The organism is uncultured Cyclobacterium sp., from assembly GCF_963977555.1.
Lineage (GTDB): Bacteria > Bacteroidota > Bacteroidia > Cytophagales > Cyclobacteriaceae > Cyclobacterium.
Genome location: NZ_CAXBPD010000007.1, coordinates 153,200 through 173,548, shown reverse-complemented (window position 1 = coordinate 173,548; position 20,349 = coordinate 153,200). Strand labels below are relative to the sequence as shown.

Below are 20,349 nucleotides of genomic sequence, written 5' to 3'. Positions count from 1 at the left end.
TGGTTAAAATTATGAATAACCTAATTATTCATGTCAGGTAAAGGTGTGGGTAATGTGGCGAAGCTGTATGGCTACCAAAAAAAAATAGATATGATTTCTCCAAAACCTGAAAACCGTTATAGGTTTCGATATTTGATGTTTTTTCTTCTTTTGATAATGTCTTTTAATGCATTTCCACAATCATTGGAAGACATATCAGCTATAAATGTAGATGATTTAACCGATCAGCAATTGCAGCAATTGGTCGAAAGAGCTACTCAAGCAGGTCTTTCAGAAGCCGAGTTGTTGGAGATGGCGCAATTAAGGGGAGTGCCTACTTCAGAAATTGAAAAGCTCAAGGAGAGATTAAACGGGATGGTAATGATGGATAACTATGGTGCTGGAAATGCAGCTAAGACCAATTCCAGAAGTCCAAGAAGACAATTAGGGTTCAATGAAATAACCCAGGGGCTGATTCCTCCGCAAGTAGATTTGGAGAACATGGACACGGATAAACTGCCTTACTATGGTATGGATCTTTTTTACAACAAAACCAGAAGACTGACTTTTGAACCCAACCTAAATCTTGCTACTCCCAGAAACTATATTTTAGGACCTGGTGATGAAGTGAATATTGATGTTTACGGACAGTCAGAAACTTATTATCAAACTTCCGTTACGCCAGAAGGCCAGATCATATTGGAAAATATTGGTCCCATAAGTGTATCTGGATTTTCTCTTGACGAGGCCACCAAGGTTATTCGAAATAGATTATCCGTATTCTACAAAGGCCTAAAAGGCAATAATCCAAATACTTTTTTACAAGTTAATCTGGGGAATGTCAGAACCATAAAAGTAAATTTAGTGGGAGAAGTCAGGTTGCCTGGGACATTTACTTTGAGTGCTTTTAGTAATGTTTTCAACGCCTTATATGCTTCAGGTGGCCCGAATGTGAATGGTAGTATGCGGAATGTGAAATTAATCCGAAATCAAAAAACAATTGCTGAAATAGACCTTTATGATTTTTTAATTAATGGCAATCCAGGTGTGAATGTGACCTTACAGGATCAAGACATCATTTTGGTACCGCCATATACCGCTAGGGTAAGTATGGAAGGAGCTGTAAAGCGCCCTAAAATTTTTGAAGTAAAGGAAAATGAGACCTTTGCTGACGTGCTTGAATTTGCTGGTGGCTTTACTGATGGCGCCTTCCAGGAAAAAGTTGGTGTCACAAGAATGACGGCCAAAGAAAAAGCCGTTTCGGATGTTTACAATGATCAGTTTTCAATGTTTCTGGTAAAAGGAGGGGATCATTATTTAGTTGGAGAAATACTCGATAGGTATACCAATAGAGTGCAAGTGAAGGGTGCTGTTTATAGACCTGGTAATTATGCTTTTGAACAAGGGCTCACGCTTACCAAACTGATTGAAAAGTCCGAAGGATTAAGGGGGGAAGCATTCTCAAAGAGAGTGACTGTTTTAAGAACAAAGGATGACCTAAGTACTCGTTTGATACAAGTAGACCTTGGAGAGATAATGAATGGCAATTCACCTGACATACCTATTGTCAGAGAGGATGTCGTGCATGTCCCTTCAATTTATGAGATTAAGGAAGAAACCTATGTCAAGGTAAGTGGCGAAGTATTGGTGCCGGGAACCTATGCCTATGCTGAAGACATGACATCTGAAGACCTTATACTTATGGCGGGAGGGCTTAAAGAATCTGCATCGAAAGATGATATTGAAATTGCCAGAAGAGCAACAGATCAAGATGGCAGAGAATATGCTCAGCTTATTCCCGTCGCTATGGGTGAGGACCTGGGGCTTTCTGATAATCCCCATGCACTTCTTCCATTCGATCATTTGACAGTGAGGAGAAAGACAAATTTCAGTTTTGAAAGAATGGTGAAAATTGATGGACAAGTCCAAGCTCCTGGCAATTTTGCCATTACCCAGGCCGAAGAGCGGATTTCTAGTTTGATTTCCCGTTCTGGAGGACTTACAGATTTTGCTTACCCTAAAGGAGCTACACTTATAAGAAGAACTGAGTTTTTCAAAAATCAATCGGAGAAAGTCAGAAACAACAACAACTTACTCAATTTGTTGGAAAGGTTAAATAGGGACAATATGGAACCTACAGAGTCTCAAAAACTAATGATTGACCGCATAAATAAATACCTTTTTGGGAAAAATGATTCAGTAGAAGTGGAGTTAGATCAAGCTGTAATAGAGGCCAGAGAGAGACTGTTAAATGATATATCTGCTTCTCGGGACGGAATTAACCCTATTCAATTAAGAGAAACTGAGGCAGTAGCGATTGACTTGGTAGCCATAATGGCAAATCCGGGATCTAAATACGATTTGATTTTAGAGGAAGGTGATATATTAAGCGTTCCTAGAAAGTTGCAAACGGTAAGATTAAGAGGAGATGTGATCTATCCAACAACCATTAGGCATGAAGATTTTAGAGGATTGCCATATTACATCAATAAGGCAGGAGGCTTTAATGTAAGAGCGAAAAGGAAAAGAACTTACGTGGTATATGCCAACGGTGAAGTGGCCAGAACCAAGAATTATATTTTCTTTAATGCCTTTCCTAAGGTTGAACCTGGATCAGAAATTATTGTTCCTACCAAAGGTCCAAGGATCCCAATTAGACCTGGTGATTTTGTTGGCATTACTACTGGCCTGGCCACTTTGGCATTGGTTTTAACTCAGATTTGGAATTAACTATGGAGGGAAACCGACACATATTAGATGACAAGATTACATTTAAAGAGCTGTTTCATCGCTTTCAAAACTGGCTAATTGTTTTTAAGGGAAGATGGAAAACATTGCTGTATTTTATGGCTGTTGGTGCTATTTTAGGAGCACTTGTGTCTATTCTTAAAAAGCCAGTATATCATGCTGACACAACCTTTGTACTAGAGCAATCTGACATGGGGGGAATGGGGAATATTTCAGGGCTTGCCTCTATGCTTGGAATTAACCTTGGAGCGATGGGGGGAGAGAGTGGCCTCTTTAAAGGAGACAATATCATGGAACTTTATAAATCAGAATCCATGCTAACCAAAACCTTGTTAAAGCCCTTTGATTCTGTGTCTAATGAAAGTGCTGGCAAACTGTTAATAGAGCGGTACATTATTTTTAACAAACTTGATCAAAAATGGAAAGAGGAGGTTGATTTCAGCGCTTTGGATTTCTCATTGCCTCGTTCCCGCTATAGTATACAACAGGACAGTGTATTGAAAGAAGTAGTGAAGGAAATAAAGGAACGAAACTTAATAGTAGAAAAGCCAGATCGAAAGCTCAATATAATCAAAGTGACAGTAGCCAGTAAAGACCAAGCATTTTCTAAAAGCTTTAATGAAAACCTCGTAGCAACAGTCAATGAATTTTATTTAAAAGCAAAGACAAAGAAAACAACAGAGAATGTCCGAGTGCTTCAAAATCAATCAGACAGTGTAAGAAAAGTTTTAGACAACAAAATTAAGGCCTTGGCTGTATTTCAGGACAGGATTCCCAATCCAAATCCATTGCTTCAAGAGCGGGTAGTGCCTTCAAAAAGCATACAAATTGATATTCAAGCTTCGGCTGCTGTATATGAAGAAATTGTAAAGAACTTAGAGATTTCTAAAATAAACAATAGGAACAACACTCCTTTGATCCAGATTATAGACCAGCCCCGATATCCTTTGGAGAGAGCTGAAATAAAATTGAAGATGGGAATTGTCGTGGGAATGTTTCTATTCTTTTTGATGGGTTTTATTTGGATTTATTTGAGCACATTGTATGTGACACATCTTAAGCCATGAGTCCTTCCAGTAATTATGTCGGATAAACCCTCCCAAGTACCTTATATTCATTTATTAAGGCATAAATCTTTTTTAAATTTAGTTTTTTTATTTTTAATTCAATCCTCAAACATCCTTGTTTCAATTGTGGCTATGCCGGTATTGATTCGTGTAGTGGGAGTGGAGGAATTTGGAAGGATCAATCTTGCTTTCTCCGTTATTCTCTTATTTAATGTTCTTGTTGGTTTCGGGTACAATCTGAGTGCCCCCAAGAGCATTGCTTTGAATCAGGGAAATAATAAAGCCCTAAGTGAGAAGGTCTCAGAAATCCTTTGGAGCAAGCTATTTCTTGCCTTCATCTCTCTATTGATTATCGGGACCCTTGGCTTTGTCTTTGGGTATTTTGAAGATTTTCTTTTGGTGCTTTGGTGGTCTACGGTATTGTTATTTAGTGAAGCCACTACCAGCGTTTGGTTTTTTCAAGGAAAAGAACGGATGCAGTGGGTATCGGTAATTAATGTTCTTACCAAATTGGTTTATTTGCTGTTATTGGTTTGGTGTATAAATATTCCAAGGGATAGTTATTTGGCGAATTTTTTACTGGGTACTACCGCACTTTTAGGAAATGTAGGTTTACTCTTCTTTGTGCACTTCAGTATGAATATCAAACTGATTTGGCCAAAATTCCCTAGTATATTCCGCTCTATAAAAGAAAACGTGTTGTTGTTTCTTTCAAGCCTTGCTTCCCACATAGCTATTAATGGAGGACTGATTATTTTAAGTTTTTTCGCTTCCGCTGCCGTATTGGGTCCATACAGTATAGCTGAGCGAATAGCGATGGTTTTACGAATGGCTCCGGTTTTAATTAGTCAAGCCGTTTTTCCTAGGGCCAGTATTCTTTATTATGAAGAGAAAAGTAAATTCTTTTCCTTTCTTGCCAAGGTAGAATTGGCCACTTTAGGAATTGGCGTTTTAATCATTGTCTTTATTCAAATAGCAGCGCCCTTTATTATTACCCTCATCGCAGGTGAAAACTTAAAGAATGCGGTCCTTTTCCTTAAAATTTTGTCCTTTATCCCCTTGGTTTCAGGGCTTAATTTGGGGAATATGCTGATAATTTTAGTGACTGAGCAAAAGAAAGTTCTTTTTAATTCCACCTGGGTTTTTTCAGTATACATGCTTACAGCTTCCCTAGTCCTTACCCAAGCTTATGGTGGTGTAGGCCTTGCTGTAGCTTTGATTTCAACAGAAATAATAATATTTATTATCACCACCATACTTTTAAATAGAAAAAAATCATCCACCGTATCTCAATTTTATCGTGCATTATTCAGTAGCCGTAGTTATTCTTAATTGGAATGGCTGGGCTTATACCCAGGCATGTATAGATTCGCTCCTCGCGACAGGGTTCTCAGAAAGTGACATTGTCCTTGTAGACAATGGATCAACAGATGGCTCCATATTAAATATCCAAAATCGCTTTAAAGCGGTCCACCTTATTAAAAATAAAGTCAACGAAGGCTTTACAGGTGGGAATAATATAGGCATGCAATACGCCTTGAATAGAGGTTATGATTACATTTTGTTGCTCAATAATGATACAAAAGTAGCAACAGGTTTTCTGGAATTGTTGCTTGCAGAAATGAGGACTTCAGATAAATTGGCGGCCATACAGCCATTAATTTATTATATGGAGCCAGAAACACAAATATGGAATGCTGGAGGAAAGTACCACGCTTGGTTGGGGTTTTCGCAAACTAATTACAGTGTAAAGAGTGAAACCCCTTACTTGACTGACTGGATTAGTGGTTGTGCAATTCTGGTTAAATCAACGGTTTTAGAAAAAGTTGGGTTATTGGACAACAACTACTTTGCTTATTTTGAAGATGTGGATTGGTCTTTAAGAATGAGAAAGCATGGCTTTGAGCTCAAGGTACATCCCCAATCGATAATTTACCATGAGGCAGGAGCATCATCGAAAAGCGAAATTAAAGGAAGTGAAGGTTTTTTAGACCCTAAAGTGCATCTGCTTAACGTTAGAAATCAAATTTTTCAACTTAGGAAATACTGTGTCAGTCCACAATACTGGTTCGCATGGCCTTTCCATTTTACTAAATTTGGTTTTTTTATTCTTTATTTTTTGCTAAAAGGCCGTAGAAGCAAATGCATGGCGGTGATAAATGGAATTAAAGAAGGATGGAAAACCCCACTTAAATTTAGTAAATGATATCTCTGCTATTGTTCGTAATTGTAGTGGTATATGTATTACTGCTTATATTCATCACTGTTGAAAAGATTGTTTTCAAAGGGGAGTGGTATTTTATTCTATTCTTTATGGTGCTCTACCTGCCCTTTTACACCTCCATTTTGAGTATAGTCTACCAAGCTACGGGTTCAGAATTAGTAGTAGCATTTTTTCAATACATTAAAGAACTATTACTGTTTCTGGCTTTGCTTGGCTTTGTTTTCTACAATAGAAATATTTGGGACTATCCAATCAGACTTAATTTAGTTGATAAACTATTTCTTTCCTTTACCGCTTTAGCAATTTTGTATGTGTTTCTGCCTCTTGGCGAAGCAAGTTTACTCAGTAAGTTATTGTACCTTAAAGGCACTTTATTAATTCCTCTCTTTTATTTTTTGGGAAGAAATACACAGATGGATCAAAAAGCTATTACGAGACTATTCAGCCTAATAATGCTTGTGGCCATTGCTGCTTTTTGCTTGAATGTAGTAGAGAAGATGATAGGCACGCACTTTCAACAATTTTCTGGCTACGCTTTATTTAATTTTGCCGTAAATGGTATCGATCCAACAGGAAATTATGGCTTGTCCTGGACTTTTGAAACCCAAACTTCAGGGATGCGATTGGCCTCCTTTTTTTCTGATCCGCTAGAACTTGCCAGTTCATGCCTGTTAGCCTTTTCCACAGGTCTTATCTGGTATTTAAGCAAAGAAAGAGGACAGAGCTGGATGTACCTTATCGTAATGGCGGCATCCTTGGGGAGCTTGATGATGACCGCATCTAGGGCAGCTTTTGGAGCATTCTTTTTAATGCTTCTCTTCATTGCTGTGGTATTTAGGCTTTATAAATTATTAGGTCTAGGCGCCTTGCTTTTTATTAGTTTTGGAGCCTATGTGATATTGTTTGCCTCCGATGAATTTTATTATTTTATCTATGACACCCTTACCTTCCAAAATGCTTCTAGCTTGGGACATTTGGTGGAATGGTTTCTTGCCTTAGATTCCATTATTGCCAATCCCGAAGGAATAGGGCTCGCTATGAGTGGAAACACAGGTAGTGTAGAAGATGAATTCCGTGTCGGGGGAGAAAACCAGTTTTTAATCTATGGGGTTCAACTTGGCGTGTTAGGCATGTTTTTGTACATTGCTATTTTGGGTTTTGGTATCTATAAAAGCCTTATGGTTTTTAGAAAAACAGAAGACAGCAATACAGCTCGTATTGCTTTTGTGACAGCCGCAACTAAATTTGGGCTTCTTTTACCGCTATTTACAGCCAATGCAGAATTATATGCTTATGTTTCACTCATTTCCTGGTGGATGATGGGCTATACCCTAACTGCCTATAACCAGCTTTACTTTAACTTGAAGTTTACGAGGCCTAATAATCTTTCCCAACCATCGGCATGAATAAGAAAGGTAAGAAAGTCATTCTCATAGATATATTTTTTCAATACCTGGCTCAAACGGGCATTAAAACCTATACGGATAGCCTTCTCAATCAAATCGCAGCTTACGATGGGGAAGCGTACACTTTTGTCATTTACCCGTCAAGAGAAAAAATCAAGGAAAGTAAATTTTTTAAAGGGAAAACTGCTCGCTGGAAAAATTGGTGGTTTCAGATTCGATATTTTTCTCACAAACTCCTAGTCTTACCATTCCTTTCTCTTTGGTACAAAACGGATCTGGTATTCTCTCCTGACATTCTTTCACCCATTTGGTCCAGAGGAAAAAGGATTTCCGTGATTCATGATGCTTTTTTCTGGGAAACGCCCGAACATTACAATGCCCTCTGGAGAAAAATTTACTTGTTCTTTTTACAGAAGAGTATTGATTCGGGAGCTTGCGTTTTGACCGTCAGTCATTATGCCAAATCAAAAATATCAAATTATTTAATAACTAGCAATCCTATCACGGCCATTCCTACAGGCCTGGACCTCCCGGTGAAGAGCAAAAAGAACAAGGAATTCTCCCCTCACCCAAACCCATATTTCCTTCATGTTGGTGTTATGGAGAAAAGGAAAAACCTTCCCACACTTATTAAGGCTTTTGCTATTTTTTCGCAAAAGAGTGATACAGCCTACGCTTTAGTTTTGGTAGGGCAAAGAGGCCCTCGAGAAGCCTTGGATGACTATCCTGCGATTTTGAATTTAGTAAAAATGCACCAATTGGAGGACAAGGTGATTTTCCCTGGGTATTTAGAAGCAAACGAGCTTTCTACTTATTATCAATTTGCAGAGGCTTATGTGTTTCCTTCCACCAATGAAGGTTTTGGATTGCCTGTGTTGGAGGCATTTTCTTACGGTTTACCCGTTATTATCGGTCCTCAAGGTGCATTGCGGGAAGTGGGAGGTGAAGCAGTGTTGGTAAGTAACTCCTTTAATGCGGAGGATTTTTCAAAAGCCATGTTGCAGCTTTCCACAGATGAAGTTCTTCGTCATGAATTAATCCAATCTGGCTTTAAGCGGTTGTCGTTGTTTACTGGAGAGAAGTTTTTCCTATCTTTGCTGGGTTATTTTAAAAGGATGATTGATGAGTAGTTTTCCGGGAAAGTTAATTTCAGGGATTTCAGGATTGGATTTTTCAGATCGATTTGGATTGGGTTGGGACCGATTATCTACCCTGTCTGTATTGATGCGTATGGGTATTTGGTGGTTTCGTGGGTTGTTTCTAAGACTCCGGCTGAAATCATCAAGAGGGATGCTCCTGTTGGGGAAGGGAGTAACCATTCGTCAAGCAGGCTATTTTGAGGTCGGAAGTAATTTTGTTGCCCAGGATCATTGTGAAATAAATTGCCTTTCACAAAAAGGCATCGTTTTCGGTGATAAAGTGACCGTGGGTAGCTATGCGATTATTCGACCAACAAACTTATATGGCGGCGAGTTAGGGGTAGGACTTAAAGTTGGCAATAATTCAAGCATAGGGCCTTATGCCTATATTGGTTGTTCAGGTTATATTGAGATTGGTGACAATGTAATGATGTCGCCGAGGGTAAGTATTTATGCAGAAAATCATGTCTTTGAAGATAATGAGCAACCAATGATAGCGCAAGGGGTCAAACGTTCTTTTGTAAAAATAGAGGATGATTGCTGGATTGCTTCTAATGCCGTGATTTTAGCAGGGGTTACCATAGGGAAGGGGTCGGTTGTTGCGGCTGGAAGTATAGTAACAAAGGACGTGGCTCCACACAGCATCGTTGGAGGAAATCCTGCCAAGCTTATCAAATCAAGGAAATGAAAAAAACGGGTTCCTAATCATGTCCATGGATATTGGCAGTATGATTGACCTGAATTTTATAATCGAAGTCTAAAAGAGGAATTAAAGTTATTGTTTAAGGCCATAGTCTGGAAGGAATTCTACCGCATACAAAAAAATCAATGCCGATTTCATGTTTACCTAAATAGAATCAGAAGGATATAAATGAAGCGTAAAATAGAGGGAAAGCGGGTTATGATGCTGCATGGGTCATCTGACCTATATGGAGCGAGCAAAATATTTTTACTTACCGCTGAGATTCTGAGCGACAGTGGTGTGGCTGTTTTAGTGATTTTGTCGGAGGATGGCCCGCTAGCAGACGAGTTGAAAAAGTTAGGAATTAGGGTTGAACTAGTACGTTTAGGCATTATTAGGCGCAAGTATTTTAATATCAGTGGGTTATTTAACAGATTAAAGGTTACTTTTGAGGCTTATAAAAAGCTTGTAGCACTTGCTGAAGAAGAAAAAATTACTCACGTGTATTCGAATACAGCTGCAGTTTGGGTAGGAGCACTACTTTCCAGAATGAAAGGGTACACCCACATTTGGCATTTGCATGAAATCATTGAACAGCCAAAGTTTTTTGCAGTATGGATGGGAAAATTGGTTGAGTATAACGCTCATAAGGTTATAGTTGTCTCAGAAGCCGTTAAAAAGAATTGGGCAAAACACGTAAGTGCAAATAAACTGCATTTGGTTTATAATGGGATAGATTATAATCCTTACCTTTGCAAATCTGTAGATTTGCGTAAGGAGTTAAATATTCCTAATGAGGCAATGATTATAGGCATGATAGGAAGGGTTAACAGTTGGAAAGGGCAGGAATACTTTTTGGAAATTTCAGAAGAATTAAATAAAAAGTTTTTAAATTTATATTTTCTTTTAGTAGGAGACGCCTTTCCTGGTGATGAACACTTGTTTGAAGGGTTAGAACAAAGGATTTTGGAGAATAAATTTAGTGATAAAATAATTAATTTAGGTTTTAGAAAAGATATATCCCATGTTTTAGCTACTATGGATATTTTTATTCTTCCCTCCATATTACCCGATCCATTCCCAACTGTAATATTAGAAGCCATGGCTTCTAAAAAACCTGTGGTAGCTACAGCCCAAGGTGGAGCCTTGGAAATGATAGAGCATGGGGAAACGGGTTACCATATCCCTTTGAATGAAGCTCCAAAAGCAGCTTCCATTATTGGTGATTTAATAAATAATAAAGGCCAAATCGACAAAGTAGGTGAAGAGGCCAGAAAAAGCGTTATAGAAAATTTTTCTTTGCCTAAATATGGACAGAAAATTTTGAATATTTTTTCTTGAGTAGTAAATAGATACAGTATGTCAAAAAACAACAAGCCGTTGCATGTTGCCATAGTAGGTACAAGAGGGTATCCTTATGTTTACGGGGGTTACGAAACTTTTGTAAAAGAAATGGGCGAACGGTTGGTGCAAAGAGGAATAGAGGTTACCGTATATTGTCATGCTCCATTGTTTGAAAAAAAACCTAAAAAGGTTAATGGTATTAACCTGGTCTATATACCCTGTGTTGAAACCAAGTCATTAAGTCAATTGACCAATTCTTTGCTTTCAATGATACACGTCTGTTTTTCAAAAGTAGATGTAGTATTTGTAGTAAATAGTGCCAATGGGCCTTTTGGTATACTCACCAAAGCTTTTGGAAAACCATCTACCATCAATGTAGATGGTCTGGAGTGGCTAAGACCAAAATGGAAAGGATTAGGAGCGAGGTATTATCTGTTTGCTTCTAGACTGGCCACTAAGCTTTATGATCAATTGATCACAGATTCAGATGAAATGGAAAAAATTTATCTGGAAAAATTCAACGCTCCTTCCAAGATGATCGCCTACGGTGCCAATCCTAGATTGTCTTCCGATAGCGCTCTGATTGAAGAGTGGGATCTTCAAAAACAATCTTATTTTTTGATTGTAGGAAGACTCATTCCTGACAATAATGCTGATTTGATCGTGGAGGGTTTTGTTAAATCAAAATCCAAAAGAAAGCTCGTTATTGTAGGAGATGTTCCTTATCACGATAAGTTTGCCCAAAGAATGAAGCAGGTAGATGACAAGAGATTGATATTTACCGGGTATGTAAGAGACCAAGAACAATTGGCTTCTTTGTACCACAATTGTTTTGCTTATTTTCATGGCCATGAATATGGAGGCACAAATCCTGCAATGTTGAAAGCACTTGGATATGGTTGTGCCATACTTGCTTTGGATACCAGATTCAACCAGGAAATGCTTCAAAAAGGTAAATATGGATGGTACTTTGAGAAAAATGCAGCATCTGTTGTTGATATCACAGAAAGGGCAGAAAGTTCTCCTGAAAAAATTGAATATTTAAGAGCGCATGCTCGAGAAGGGTTAACAGATAAATACAACTGGGATATTGTGACTGATGAATATGAAAACCTTTTTAAGGCATTGTGTAAGCGGAAAATAAAAGAAAATTTGGTTGAGATTAACTACTAAAAAGTATCCGTTCCATTTATATCCTTATTCTTTTATTGTGGGAGATTAATCGTGTCATAACGCAAATTTTAATGCTAAAGTAGATTGAAATTTATACCTTAAGATTAAAAATATAACCGGATTATATCCGGTTTTTTTTATCTTTTTTTAAATGACTTATACCCCTTCTATGCATAAAGTCGTGAAAGCTGACAGCAATTGATCCCATCCCATAATAACGTCCCTATGACATTCTCTTGATGTGTTGATTTTATGTTTCAGTTGTATTAGAGTTGTCCAAGTAAAATAACATCAGTGTAGGAATCTGATTTCGATTAAAGCAAAAAAACGAAAAAAGTGACAAGATTTACAGTATTTTTGTGCTAAGCTTACGGTTTTTAGCTATTAGCAGCAAAGTTCCTGTCAAAATGAATCGAATGATAGGGGTTTGTGCTAATTATTTTTAAATGATATACTTGAATGGCAAAACGTTTTTATAAATATTTCCCATGGCTGTTTATCTCTGTGGAGCTTTTGGTGATGTTTATTGTGTTTGGACTTTCAACTATTTTAAGTCCCAGTAGTGACTACAAGTCTTCGGCTTACCTTTTAGATGTAGGACTGTTTGGCTTGGTTTGGCTTATTATTGTGTTGGTTAGGAAAGATTATAAGCTATCAAGAACCTCTGTTTATTGGGATACCCTCATGCAATTCCTGGTCTCATTTATATGGGCAATTTTGATATTTTTTATTCTTAGGGAGCATTTGTCCTCTTCCAGCGCAAATAAATTAGATTTTTATCTTTTTCCAATTGGGCTCTTCATGTTGGTGTTTTTTAGAATTGGCGTTCATATGGCCCTGAGAGGGTATAGGAAGAGTGGAAGAAATTACCGCAAAGCGGTAATATTGGGGAAAGACGAATGGAGCAATCAGTTGGCGCGCACCCTTGAAAAGAATAAGGCTTTTGGGATCAAATTATTAGGGTTTTTTGATGATAAAGTGAATAGTAGGGATGTATTGGGGGATTTTGACCAATTTTTTGATTCCTATGGGATCGGCTCTTTGGATCTGGTTTACCTTAGTCAAAACATGCCCACCAATCTGGTAAATAAAATAGTGGATTTCGCTGATGAAAATCATTTTAAGGTTAAGGTCATTCCTGGTCCTGCATTGCAATGGAACAAGAAAATGAGTTTTAGTAACTATGGATCCTTTGTAGTTGTCAACTTGAACGAGATTCCTTTAGATCGGTTGGGGAATCAATTTTTCAAACGGGTTTTTGATGTAATGTTTTCTGTTTTAGTAATTCTCTTTGTCTTTAGTTGGTTGGTGCCAATCATTGCGTTATTGATAAAGCTAGAGTCCAAAGGTCCAGTGTTTTTCTATCAAAAACGGACTGGTGTAAACAATAAGGAGTTTACTTGTATTAAATTCAGGACGATGCAAGAGAATCCTTGGTCAGATACGCTCCAAGCTTCCAAAAATGACCCTAGAGTTACTAAAATTGGCGCGATTTTAAGACGCTTCTCCATGGATGAGCTTCCTCAATTTATAAATGTACTGAAAAATGAAATGTCAGTCGTAGGGCCCAGGCCTCATACTGTCCCAATGAATGAGGTCTTTAAACAACGTTTGGGGAAATACAACAACAGGCATTGTATCAAACCGGGGATTACAGGCCTAGCACAAGTATTGGGTTATCGTGGTGAGATTTCTGCGCACTGGCAAATAAGGTCCAGAGTGAAGCTTGATTATTTTTATGTTCGCAAATGGTCCTTTTTTCTGGACATTAATATAGTCTTAAGAACAATGAAACAAATGTTAAGCTCAGGGGAAGAGGTTTATTGAAAAACCTATCAAAACCATTTGATTACCTGAGGTTTTATTGCTTAACACTTGTATTCATAAGACAGCAATTTTTTAGATTTTAAAAAGGGCTTCAAGAAAGCTCATGTTTTCACCTTTTTCCTTCATCACTAGCATGGGGATGTCATGGTTGCTATTAACTAGTTTCTCGGCCACACTTCCTAATAAAACCGCAGCTGATCTTGACCTCCCCCTACTTCCTACGATTAATAAGCTTGTTTCGATAGACCTAGCAAACTCCATTATGCTGTCCGCTTCATCTTTTTTGTCATGAAGAATAAAAGTACACAATTGGTCAGGCAAGTTATTTTCAGCTAAGAAATTCTTGAAATCTTTTTTTGCATTTTCCAGCATTATTGCTGCAAATTCTTCAAAAGTCTTACCCGTTTTGCTATAACCACTCGGTACTTCATACATGTGACAGCACTGTAAATTTGCATTGGTTTTTTCGCTAATTTCCAAGGCTATTAAAATACTAACCGTCGAATGTTTTGAAAAATCTATCGGAAGTAAAACATTGTTTATTTTGCCAGTTGGAGGAGTCTCCGGTAACAATAGTACTGGTCTAGGGTACTTTTGAGATAGATTTTTAACTAGGGAGTCAGAAGTTGTTTTTCCTTTTTTCCTACCCAGTATTAAAAGATCGGTCTCCTTGATATTACACCAGCGAAGCATGCTATCTTGTGCGTTTCCCTCCTTTACGATGATCTCATAATTGAAATCCAATGCGGGTTTGCTCTTTTCAATTTCATATAGAATTTGACTTTCGATGGTTTCGTCTAAAGGGGCCAATAAATCAGGGTAAGCTGAAGTGACTTCTTCGGGTAGAATTAGACTTTTCGAAAAATGAATAAAATATACTTTCTCTATATCCAAAATAGGAACGAGTATTTTGATATTGGATATCAATACCTCATCTAAAAGGGTTAAGTCTAACCCTACCATGACTTTTTTGAATTGCTTCATTGATCTTACCTTTAAATCAGTTTTGCGTTTGAATTGTGAATATGGTAAAATTTTATGAATTTAACTTTTTGAGGGCTTCTTTGAAAGAACATTTACTTCAAATTTTAAAAATAAATGCAATTACCGACTTGTGTGGAACTGGATTATGGTATTTGAATCATTGCATTGCTAGTACTATTCCTTTTGAGGTTAAAAAATCAATTAAAAAGACGACTTTTGCACCCTTCGTATAGAAAGTCAAATCATTCAGATAACATATTGTTATGACTAAAATAATGGGTAAATATTTTTTGGCCATTGTGCCCGATGAGCCATTAAAGAGCGCCATTACTGAATTGAAGAAGGAGCTGCGTGCCGCCTTTGGCATTAAGTATGCCCTTAAATCCCCACCGCATATTACCCTGAAAATGCCATTTGTTCACAATGAAAATAAAGAAGGGGAATTGGTAAAATCATTAAGTGAGTTTTTTGAAAAGGAGAAAAGCTTTTCTTTGGCGCTCGGAAGGATAGGTTCATTTGGGAATAGGGTGGCCTTTATGAAGGTAAAATATCCCCCTGAACTACTGTCTTGTCAACAACGGCTCATGGTTTTTAGTAAAGCAGTATTAAAAAAGAATATTGAGTTAAGCGATTCCAATTATCATCCTCATCTGACTTTGGCTTTTAAAGATGTGAAAAAAGATCAATTTGGGCCTGTTTTGGAATACCTTAAAGAGAGTTCTGTGAAGGGCTCTTTTAACGTTCATCAGGTTTGTTTGCTCAAAAAAGTACAAGGGGCCTGGGATATTATAGAAGAAATAGAATTGTCCCATTGATTGTTATTGATTATGGACCAAGCCTTTGCATTTAATGGTAAGAATATTATGATCCATGGGTCGTCAAACAATTTTTTTTATTTTTTTTACGATTTATTTAAATTCGTAATAATTTCATAATACCTCCATAATATTCTGAATCAGCAATTTTGAATTTTTTTTTTTGATTTTCCACGCAACTGTCTATTTGGGCTAAATCATGAATTGTAATATTTTAGTAGGCTAAAAACATGATCAACAAAATAAAATACATTTTACATAAACGGGCTGAATAATATATGAATATTTAAAAGACAATATTAAAATGGTATAATAATATAAAATTTAAAATTAAATCAAATATTAACAAATAAGTAATATTATTCTATTTTTATCTAAGGCCTGTAAAATATAAATTTTTGTTTCGCCCTATTTTACAAAATATTTTGGTTTTCACCTTGTACTATGCAGTTATAGATCATTTTGGTTTATGAATAATTTGATGGAATTTTGCATTATAAACATTGTTAAAAAACCTTAATCTATTATTTACTATGAAGCGAGTTTTACTTTGCTTGACATTTTCTATGTTAGCAGTATTCTCATCAATGGCTCAGAGCAGAACCGTAACCGGGACGGTTACTTCTGAGGATGAGCCTAATGGGATACCTGGAGTGAATGTGAGCGTGAAAGGATCGTTGGTTGGTACTGTTTCAGATATTGATGGTACCTATACCTTATCGATTCCAGAAGGATCAAATGTATTGTCTTTTAGCTTTGTTGGGTTTCTTACTCAAGAAAGGATAATTGACAACCAAAGTAAGATTGATGTATTGCTAAAACCTGATGTTAAGACATTAGGAGAGGTAGTCGTAGTTGGGTATGGTACCCAATCAGCAAAAATGTCGGTACAAAGTATTTCTAGCCTGGACAATTCTCAAATTGAAAGGATGCCTATTTTTACGGCTCAGGAGGCGCTACAAGGCCAAGCAGCTGGTGTTCAGTTGACAGGGGCTTCAGGCGTAGGTGGCGCACAGCAAAACATTAGAATTCGAGGTGTGGCCTCTTTGACAGCAGGTGGTTCGCCTTTATTTGTAGTGGATGGCGTTCCATTGAATGATGGAAGTAGCGGAGATTATGCCAATGAATCCGGTGCAGTAACTCTTAATCCATTGATGGAGTTAAACCCGAATGAAATTCAATCCATTTCAGTGCTGAAAGATGCTTCTGCAGTAGCTATTTATGGTTCTAGAGGAGCGAATGGTGTTATCCTTATCCAAACTAAAAAAGGGAAAAGTGGTGAATCCAGAATCAATGTTGACTTTTACAGGGGAGTACAAAATCCAACTACTGTAAGGCCATACATGTCCCTGTCGCAATACAACCAATACCGTGCCGATAGGACAGGAGATCCTGCAAGTAGTTTTCCACAAACAGGCTTTGATTGGCCCGAGGCAGTTATTGAGCAAGGTAAAATTTCTAATTTGAATGTGAGTGCATCAGGAGGAAGTGACAATACCACTTATTTCATTTCAGGTACCTATTTTATGCAGGACACTTATGCTTTAGGAAATGAGTTGGACAGGTTTAACGGCAGGTTGAACATGACCCATAAGTTTTCTGAAAAAGCTAGATTTGGTGCTAATGTGGGTTTAGCAAAGACCTTCAATGACCGAATCAACTCGGACAATAGTACATTTGCTCCCTTAACTTCAGCATTTCTTCATCTGCCATACAATAGGCCATTTGATGACAATGGCAATTATACCAGACTTGGATTTGTTCCTAACCTGTTAGCACTTGCTGATTTATCGAAAACAGAGTATGTCACAAGAAGGACAACCGCTAATACTTATTTTGAACTTGATATACTTCCTGGCCTTACTTTTAAAACCGATTGGGGTATTGATCAGATTCAAACGGAAGAAACCATGCGTTATCCTGATATAGTGGAGCCTACAGGAGAAGGATACAAGCGAATTATCCAAGATTATAAGTGGTTGAGTACAAACACCTTGAATTATGAAAAATATTTCGGGAATGACCATTATTTTGGAGCACTCTTAGGTTATTCTTACGAGCAATCTGATTTTGCGAGTATGACGGTAGAAGGCTCAGGCTTTGTGAGTGACAAATTGCCTAACGTAGCCTCTGCTGCTACTCCTACTATCACCAGTGCAACAGGTACCGGTTGGAAACTTGCATCTTATTTCTCGAGATTAAACTATAGGTACAAAGATAAATTCTTATTTGAAGGTAGCGCAAGGAGAGATGGTTCTTCTCGTTTTGGTTTGGATAACCGCTATGGTAATTTCTGGGCCTTGTCTGGAGGATGGGTCCTTTCTGAAGAGAAGTTTTTGCAAAACAACAGTGTACTTGATTTCTTAAAAATTAATGCTAGTTATGGTATTGCAGGAAATGACAGGGTTGATAATTTCGCCTCCCTTGGTTTGTATCAAGCAGGTAGTTTGGGTGATTATGCCGGAAGTCCTGGGATTTACCCAAGTCAGCCAGCCAACCCCACTTTAGGTTGGGAGGAATCAGCACAGTTTGATTTCACGGTTTATGCAACCTTGTTCAATAACAAACTTGATGTAGAAGCATCATTGTGGAACAAGCGTACCACAGGATTGCTATTAGACGTTCCAATTCCATATACTACAGGATATGCAAGTTATGCGCAAAATGCTGGAATAATGCAGAATAGAGGAGTGGATTTAATGATAAATTCTTTGAATGTTCAATCATCTGGATTTGAGTGGAGAACGATTTTGAATGTAGGATTTCTTAAAAATGAAGTACTTGAACTTCCAGGAGCTTCTGAAGACAGTGAAGGAAGGTTATTCGTTCAAGGTTCTTCAAGTCAAAGGGCTATTGAAGGCTATTCCGTTAATACTTTTTATCTGGTAAGATACAATGGTATTAATCCTGAAACAGGGGAAGCTGAGTGGTTGAATGCAGACGGCGAACCTACTAATACTTACAGTACAAATAACAGAGAAATTATAGGTTCTGCCATTCCTAGAATTTCAGGTGGTTTAACCAATACGTTCTCCTACAAAGGATTTGATCTTTCTGCCTTGTTTACTTTCACACAGGGCAATTATATCATGTTTGATGACCTAAGGTTTTTATATAACCCCAACAACCTGAACTCATTTAACTTGGATCCGCAATTATTAGATTACTGGACGGAAGACAATACGAATAGTTTTGCTCCACGCTTAAATGGTACCACGCAAGCTAACTTTGGACAAAGATCCAGTCTTCACTTAAGAAAGGGAGATCATATTCGATTAAGAAATTTGTCCCTAACCTACAATATTCCTGCGAATGTTTTGGAAAGAACAAACATCTTGAGAAGCGCCAGAGTATATGGCATGTTGCAAAACATGCTTACGTTCTCAAATCTTGAGGATGGATTAGAGCCTGAAATCAGTGGAAATGGAAGTGATAACCAAATCCAAGGGGAGTCCTTCTTTACTCCAGCTCAGGCAAAGTCATTTACATTGGGTGTTTCATTAGGATTCTAAAAAAGCTTTACAATGAAAAATTTAAAAACAATATTATTTATAGGTCTGTTGGGAAGTTTATTCTCTTGTGAGGATTTAGACATCGATCCTCAGCAATCCCTTTCCACAGAACTTGCCTTTGCGGACAAGCAATCAGTTGAAGGTTCGCTACTTGGGGTCTATTCTTTGACCCAAGAGTGGGAAGTTTTTGGTTCTTTGCCTCAGGTGATTGCAGATTTCCAGGCTGATAATGTGAGATTTATTGGTTCTTTTCCTACTCTTCAGGAGATTGGTATTTATACCACTCAAGCAGATAATGCGACGATTAGGGATTTATGGAGAGCACATTACCGTGCCATTTTAGCAGCCAATGCAGTGGTTACCTTTACGCCGGATTCTCCCGATGAAACCCTCACAACAGAAGAGAGAAATCAATATGTAGCAGAGGCAAAGTTTATGCGTTCTCTGTTAATGTTTCAATTGGTTAACCTATTTAGCCAACCAGTCAATGTAGCAGGTGAAGATGCGCTTGGCATTCCCATCGTTACAGCTGCTTTCTCTGGAGAGATCGTTGATTATCCAAGGAACACTGTTGGGGAAGTTCATGACTTCATAATCAATGAACTTAATGCTATCATTGCTGATTTGCCAGATACTTACGCCACTTCTGCATTTACTAGAGGTAGGGCTACTAAAGGAGTTGCCAATGCATTGCTTTCTAGGATTCACCTCTACCGAGGAGAATGGCAGTTAGCAGCCGATAAAGCCAAAGAAGTTTTAGATGCTGAAGCAATTTACGGATTGGCGAGCAATTATAGTTTTTGGGGAGAGAACAATAGCGAATATGTGTTTTCTATTCAGAATTCAGAAATTGACAATGGTAGAACTGGCTCTGGTGGTTGGGGTTCATATTATAACTCTGCCGAAGATGGTGGTAGGGGTGATGCTCCATTTTCCAACGCACTTATAGCAGCTTATGCTACAAATGATAAGCGGTTGACAGCACTTTCAAAGGAAAATGTAAATGGTGAAGGCGTTTCATTATTGTATACTACAAAATTTCCAGATGTTGTTACCCATTCTGACAATTCTCCGATTATAAGGACTACTGAAATTGTGTTAAATAGGGCAGAAGCATTGGCTCAACTCAATGGAGTCAACGATGAGTCATTGGAATTGATTAATGATTTGAGAGAAAGAGCTGGTCTAGAAGTATTAAGTGCTGGAGATTTTGCTAGCAAAGAAGCTTTTATCGCTCAAATTCTGGAAGAAAGAAGAAAAGAATTGGCTTTTGAAGGGCACAGAAGAATGGACCTTCTAAGGAATAACTTGCCACTTAGACCTGAAGGGGATGCCTACTTTGATGCGTCTAAAGCAGGAGCCAATAGAACGATATTGCCGATTCCCCAAAGAGAATTAGATATCAATACTGGACTGGTTCAAAATCCAGGTTTCGAATAATTTTAGATT

The 20,349-nt window shown here is 37.8% G+C and carries 14 protein-coding genes; 13 read left to right on the top strand and 1 reads right to left on the bottom strand.

All coding sequences use genetic code 11. The features are described 5' to 3' along the window. Window positions 1-30 precede the first annotated feature (30 nt). The 10 genes from AAC073_RS10805 to AAC073_RS10760 all read left to right on the top strand — a co-directional run bounded on the left by AAC073_RS10805 (window position 31) and on the right by AAC073_RS10760 (window position 13,589). Window positions 31-2,709 carry an SLBB domain-containing protein gene (locus tag AAC073_RS10805; protein ID WP_339923845.1) on the top strand — a complete coding sequence of 893 codons (2,679 nt, stop codon included), beginning with the start codon at window positions 31-33 and terminating at the stop codon, window positions 2,707-2,709. Window positions 2,710-2,711: 2 nt separating this feature from the next. Further along, window positions 2,712-3,794 (top strand): exopolysaccharide biosynthesis protein, encoded by a 1,083-nt coding sequence (locus tag AAC073_RS10800; RefSeq protein ID WP_339923844.1) that lies wholly within the window; start codon window positions 2,712-2,714, stop codon window positions 3,792-3,794. 15 nt (window positions 3,795-3,809) lie between these two features. Further along, window positions 3,810-5,126: an oligosaccharide flippase family protein gene (locus AAC073_RS10795; RefSeq protein WP_339923843.1), complete on the top strand. Its 1,317-nt coding sequence runs from the start codon at window positions 3,810-3,812 to the stop codon at window positions 5,124-5,126. Continuing rightward, on the top strand, window positions 5,095-6,000 hold the full coding sequence (locus AAC073_RS10790) for a glycosyltransferase family 2 protein (protein ID WP_339923842.1): 906 nt from the start codon (window positions 5,095-5,097) through the stop codon (window positions 5,998-6,000). The genes AAC073_RS10795 and AAC073_RS10790 overlap by 32 nt, the downstream gene beginning before the upstream one ends. Next, window positions 5,997-7,424 carry an O-antigen ligase family protein gene (locus AAC073_RS10785; RefSeq protein ID WP_339923841.1) on the top strand — a complete coding sequence of 476 codons (1,428 nt, stop codon included), beginning with the start codon at window positions 5,997-5,999 and terminating at the stop codon, window positions 7,422-7,424. Before AAC073_RS10790 ends, AAC073_RS10785 begins: the two co-directional genes overlap by 4 nt. Further along, window positions 7,421-8,554 carry a glycosyltransferase family 1 protein gene (locus AAC073_RS10780; protein ID WP_339923840.1) on the top strand — a complete coding sequence of 378 codons (1,134 nt, stop codon included), beginning with the start codon at window positions 7,421-7,423 and terminating at the stop codon, window positions 8,552-8,554. Before AAC073_RS10785 ends, AAC073_RS10780 begins: the two co-directional genes overlap by 4 nt. Then, window positions 8,547-9,251: an acyltransferase gene (locus AAC073_RS10775; RefSeq protein WP_339923839.1), complete on the top strand. Its 705-nt coding sequence runs from the start codon at window positions 8,547-8,549 to the stop codon at window positions 9,249-9,251. The genes AAC073_RS10780 and AAC073_RS10775 overlap by 8 nt, the downstream gene beginning before the upstream one ends. Window positions 9,252-9,434: 183 nt before the next feature. Continuing rightward, window positions 9,435-10,586, top strand: a complete 1,152-nt coding sequence (locus AAC073_RS10770; protein ID WP_339923838.1) for a glycosyltransferase family 4 protein — start codon at window positions 9,435-9,437, stop codon at window positions 10,584-10,586. 18 nt (window positions 10,587-10,604) lie between these two features. Then, on the top strand, window positions 10,605-11,762 hold the full coding sequence (locus AAC073_RS10765; protein ID WP_339923837.1) for a DUF1972 domain-containing protein: 1,158 nt from the start codon (window positions 10,605-10,607) through the stop codon (window positions 11,760-11,762). 459 nt (window positions 11,763-12,221) lie between these two features. Further along, window positions 12,222-13,589, top strand: coding sequence for an exopolysaccharide biosynthesis polyprenyl glycosylphosphotransferase (locus AAC073_RS10760; protein WP_339923836.1), 1,368 nt, complete (start codon window positions 12,222-12,224; stop codon window positions 13,587-13,589). Between the two features lie 72 nt (window positions 13,590-13,661). Here the strand turns inward: AAC073_RS10760 and AAC073_RS10755 are convergent, their stop codons facing one another. Further along, the gene (locus tag AAC073_RS10755) at window positions 13,662-14,573 is read right to left on the bottom strand and encodes a universal stress protein (protein WP_339923835.1); all 912 of its coding nucleotides are present in this window, start codon (window positions 14,571-14,573) and stop codon (window positions 13,662-13,664) included. A gap of 263 nt (window positions 14,574-14,836) precedes the next feature. On the opposite strand from AAC073_RS10755, the gene AAC073_RS10750 reads away from it, so the two are divergent. The 3 genes from AAC073_RS10750 (at window position 14,837) to AAC073_RS10740 (ending at window position 20,340) form a co-directional block, all read left to right on the top strand. Beyond that, window positions 14,837-15,388 carry a 2'-5' RNA ligase family protein gene (locus AAC073_RS10750; protein WP_339923834.1) on the top strand — a complete coding sequence of 184 codons (552 nt, stop codon included), beginning with the start codon at window positions 14,837-14,839 and terminating at the stop codon, window positions 15,386-15,388. Between the two features lie 533 nt (window positions 15,389-15,921). Then, a complete protein-coding gene (locus AAC073_RS10745) occupies window positions 15,922-18,900 on the top strand; it encodes a TonB-dependent receptor (RefSeq protein WP_339923833.1) in 2,979 nt (992 codons plus the stop codon). A 12-nt stretch (window positions 18,901-18,912) separates the two neighbouring features. Beyond that, window positions 18,913-20,340 (top strand): RagB/SusD family nutrient uptake outer membrane protein, encoded by a 1,428-nt coding sequence (locus tag AAC073_RS10740; protein ID WP_339923832.1) that lies wholly within the window; start codon window positions 18,913-18,915, stop codon window positions 20,338-20,340. Window positions 20,341-20,349: the final 9 nt, after the last annotated feature.

Bases quoted from the DNA above. Each gene is read 5' to 3' on its own strand.
- AAC073_RS10750 (WP_339923834.1), top strand. From the start codon at position 14,837: ATGACTAAAATAATGGGTAAATATTTTTTGGCCATTGTGCCCGATGAG.
- AAC073_RS10795 (WP_339923843.1), top strand. From the start codon at position 3,810: ATGTCGGATAAACCCTCCCAAGTACCTTATATTCATTTATTAAGGCAT.
- AAC073_RS10785 (WP_339923841.1), top strand. From the start codon at position 5,997: ATGATATCTCTGCTATTGTTCGTAATTGTAGTGGTATATGTATTACTG.
- AAC073_RS10760 (WP_339923836.1), top strand. From the start codon at position 12,222: ATGGCAAAACGTTTTTATAAATATTTCCCATGGCTGTTTATCTCTGTG.
- AAC073_RS10770 (WP_339923838.1), top strand. From the start codon at position 9,435: ATGAAGCGTAAAATAGAGGGAAAGCGGGTTATGATGCTGCATGGGTCA.
- AAC073_RS10745 (WP_339923833.1), top strand. From the start codon at position 15,922: ATGAAGCGAGTTTTACTTTGCTTGACATTTTCTATGTTAGCAGTATTC.
- AAC073_RS10740 (WP_339923832.1), top strand. From the start codon at position 18,913: ATGAAAAATTTAAAAACAATATTATTTATAGGTCTGTTGGGAAGTTTA.
- AAC073_RS10775 (WP_339923839.1), top strand. From the start codon at position 8,547: ATGAGTAGTTTTCCGGGAAAGTTAATTTCAGGGATTTCAGGATTGGAT.
- AAC073_RS10765 (WP_339923837.1), top strand. From the start codon at position 10,605: ATGTCAAAAAACAACAAGCCGTTGCATGTTGCCATAGTAGGTACAAGA.
- AAC073_RS10805 (WP_339923845.1), top strand. From the start codon at position 31: ATGTCAGGTAAAGGTGTGGGTAATGTGGCGAAGCTGTATGGCTACCAA.
- AAC073_RS10755 (WP_339923835.1), bottom strand. From the start codon at position 14,573: ATGAAGCAATTCAAAAAAGTCATGGTAGGGTTAGACTTAACCCTTTTA.
- AAC073_RS10800 (WP_339923844.1), top strand. From the start codon at position 2,712: ATGGAGGGAAACCGACACATATTAGATGACAAGATTACATTTAAAGAG.
- AAC073_RS10780 (WP_339923840.1), top strand. From the start codon at position 7,421: ATGAATAAGAAAGGTAAGAAAGTCATTCTCATAGATATATTTTTTCAA.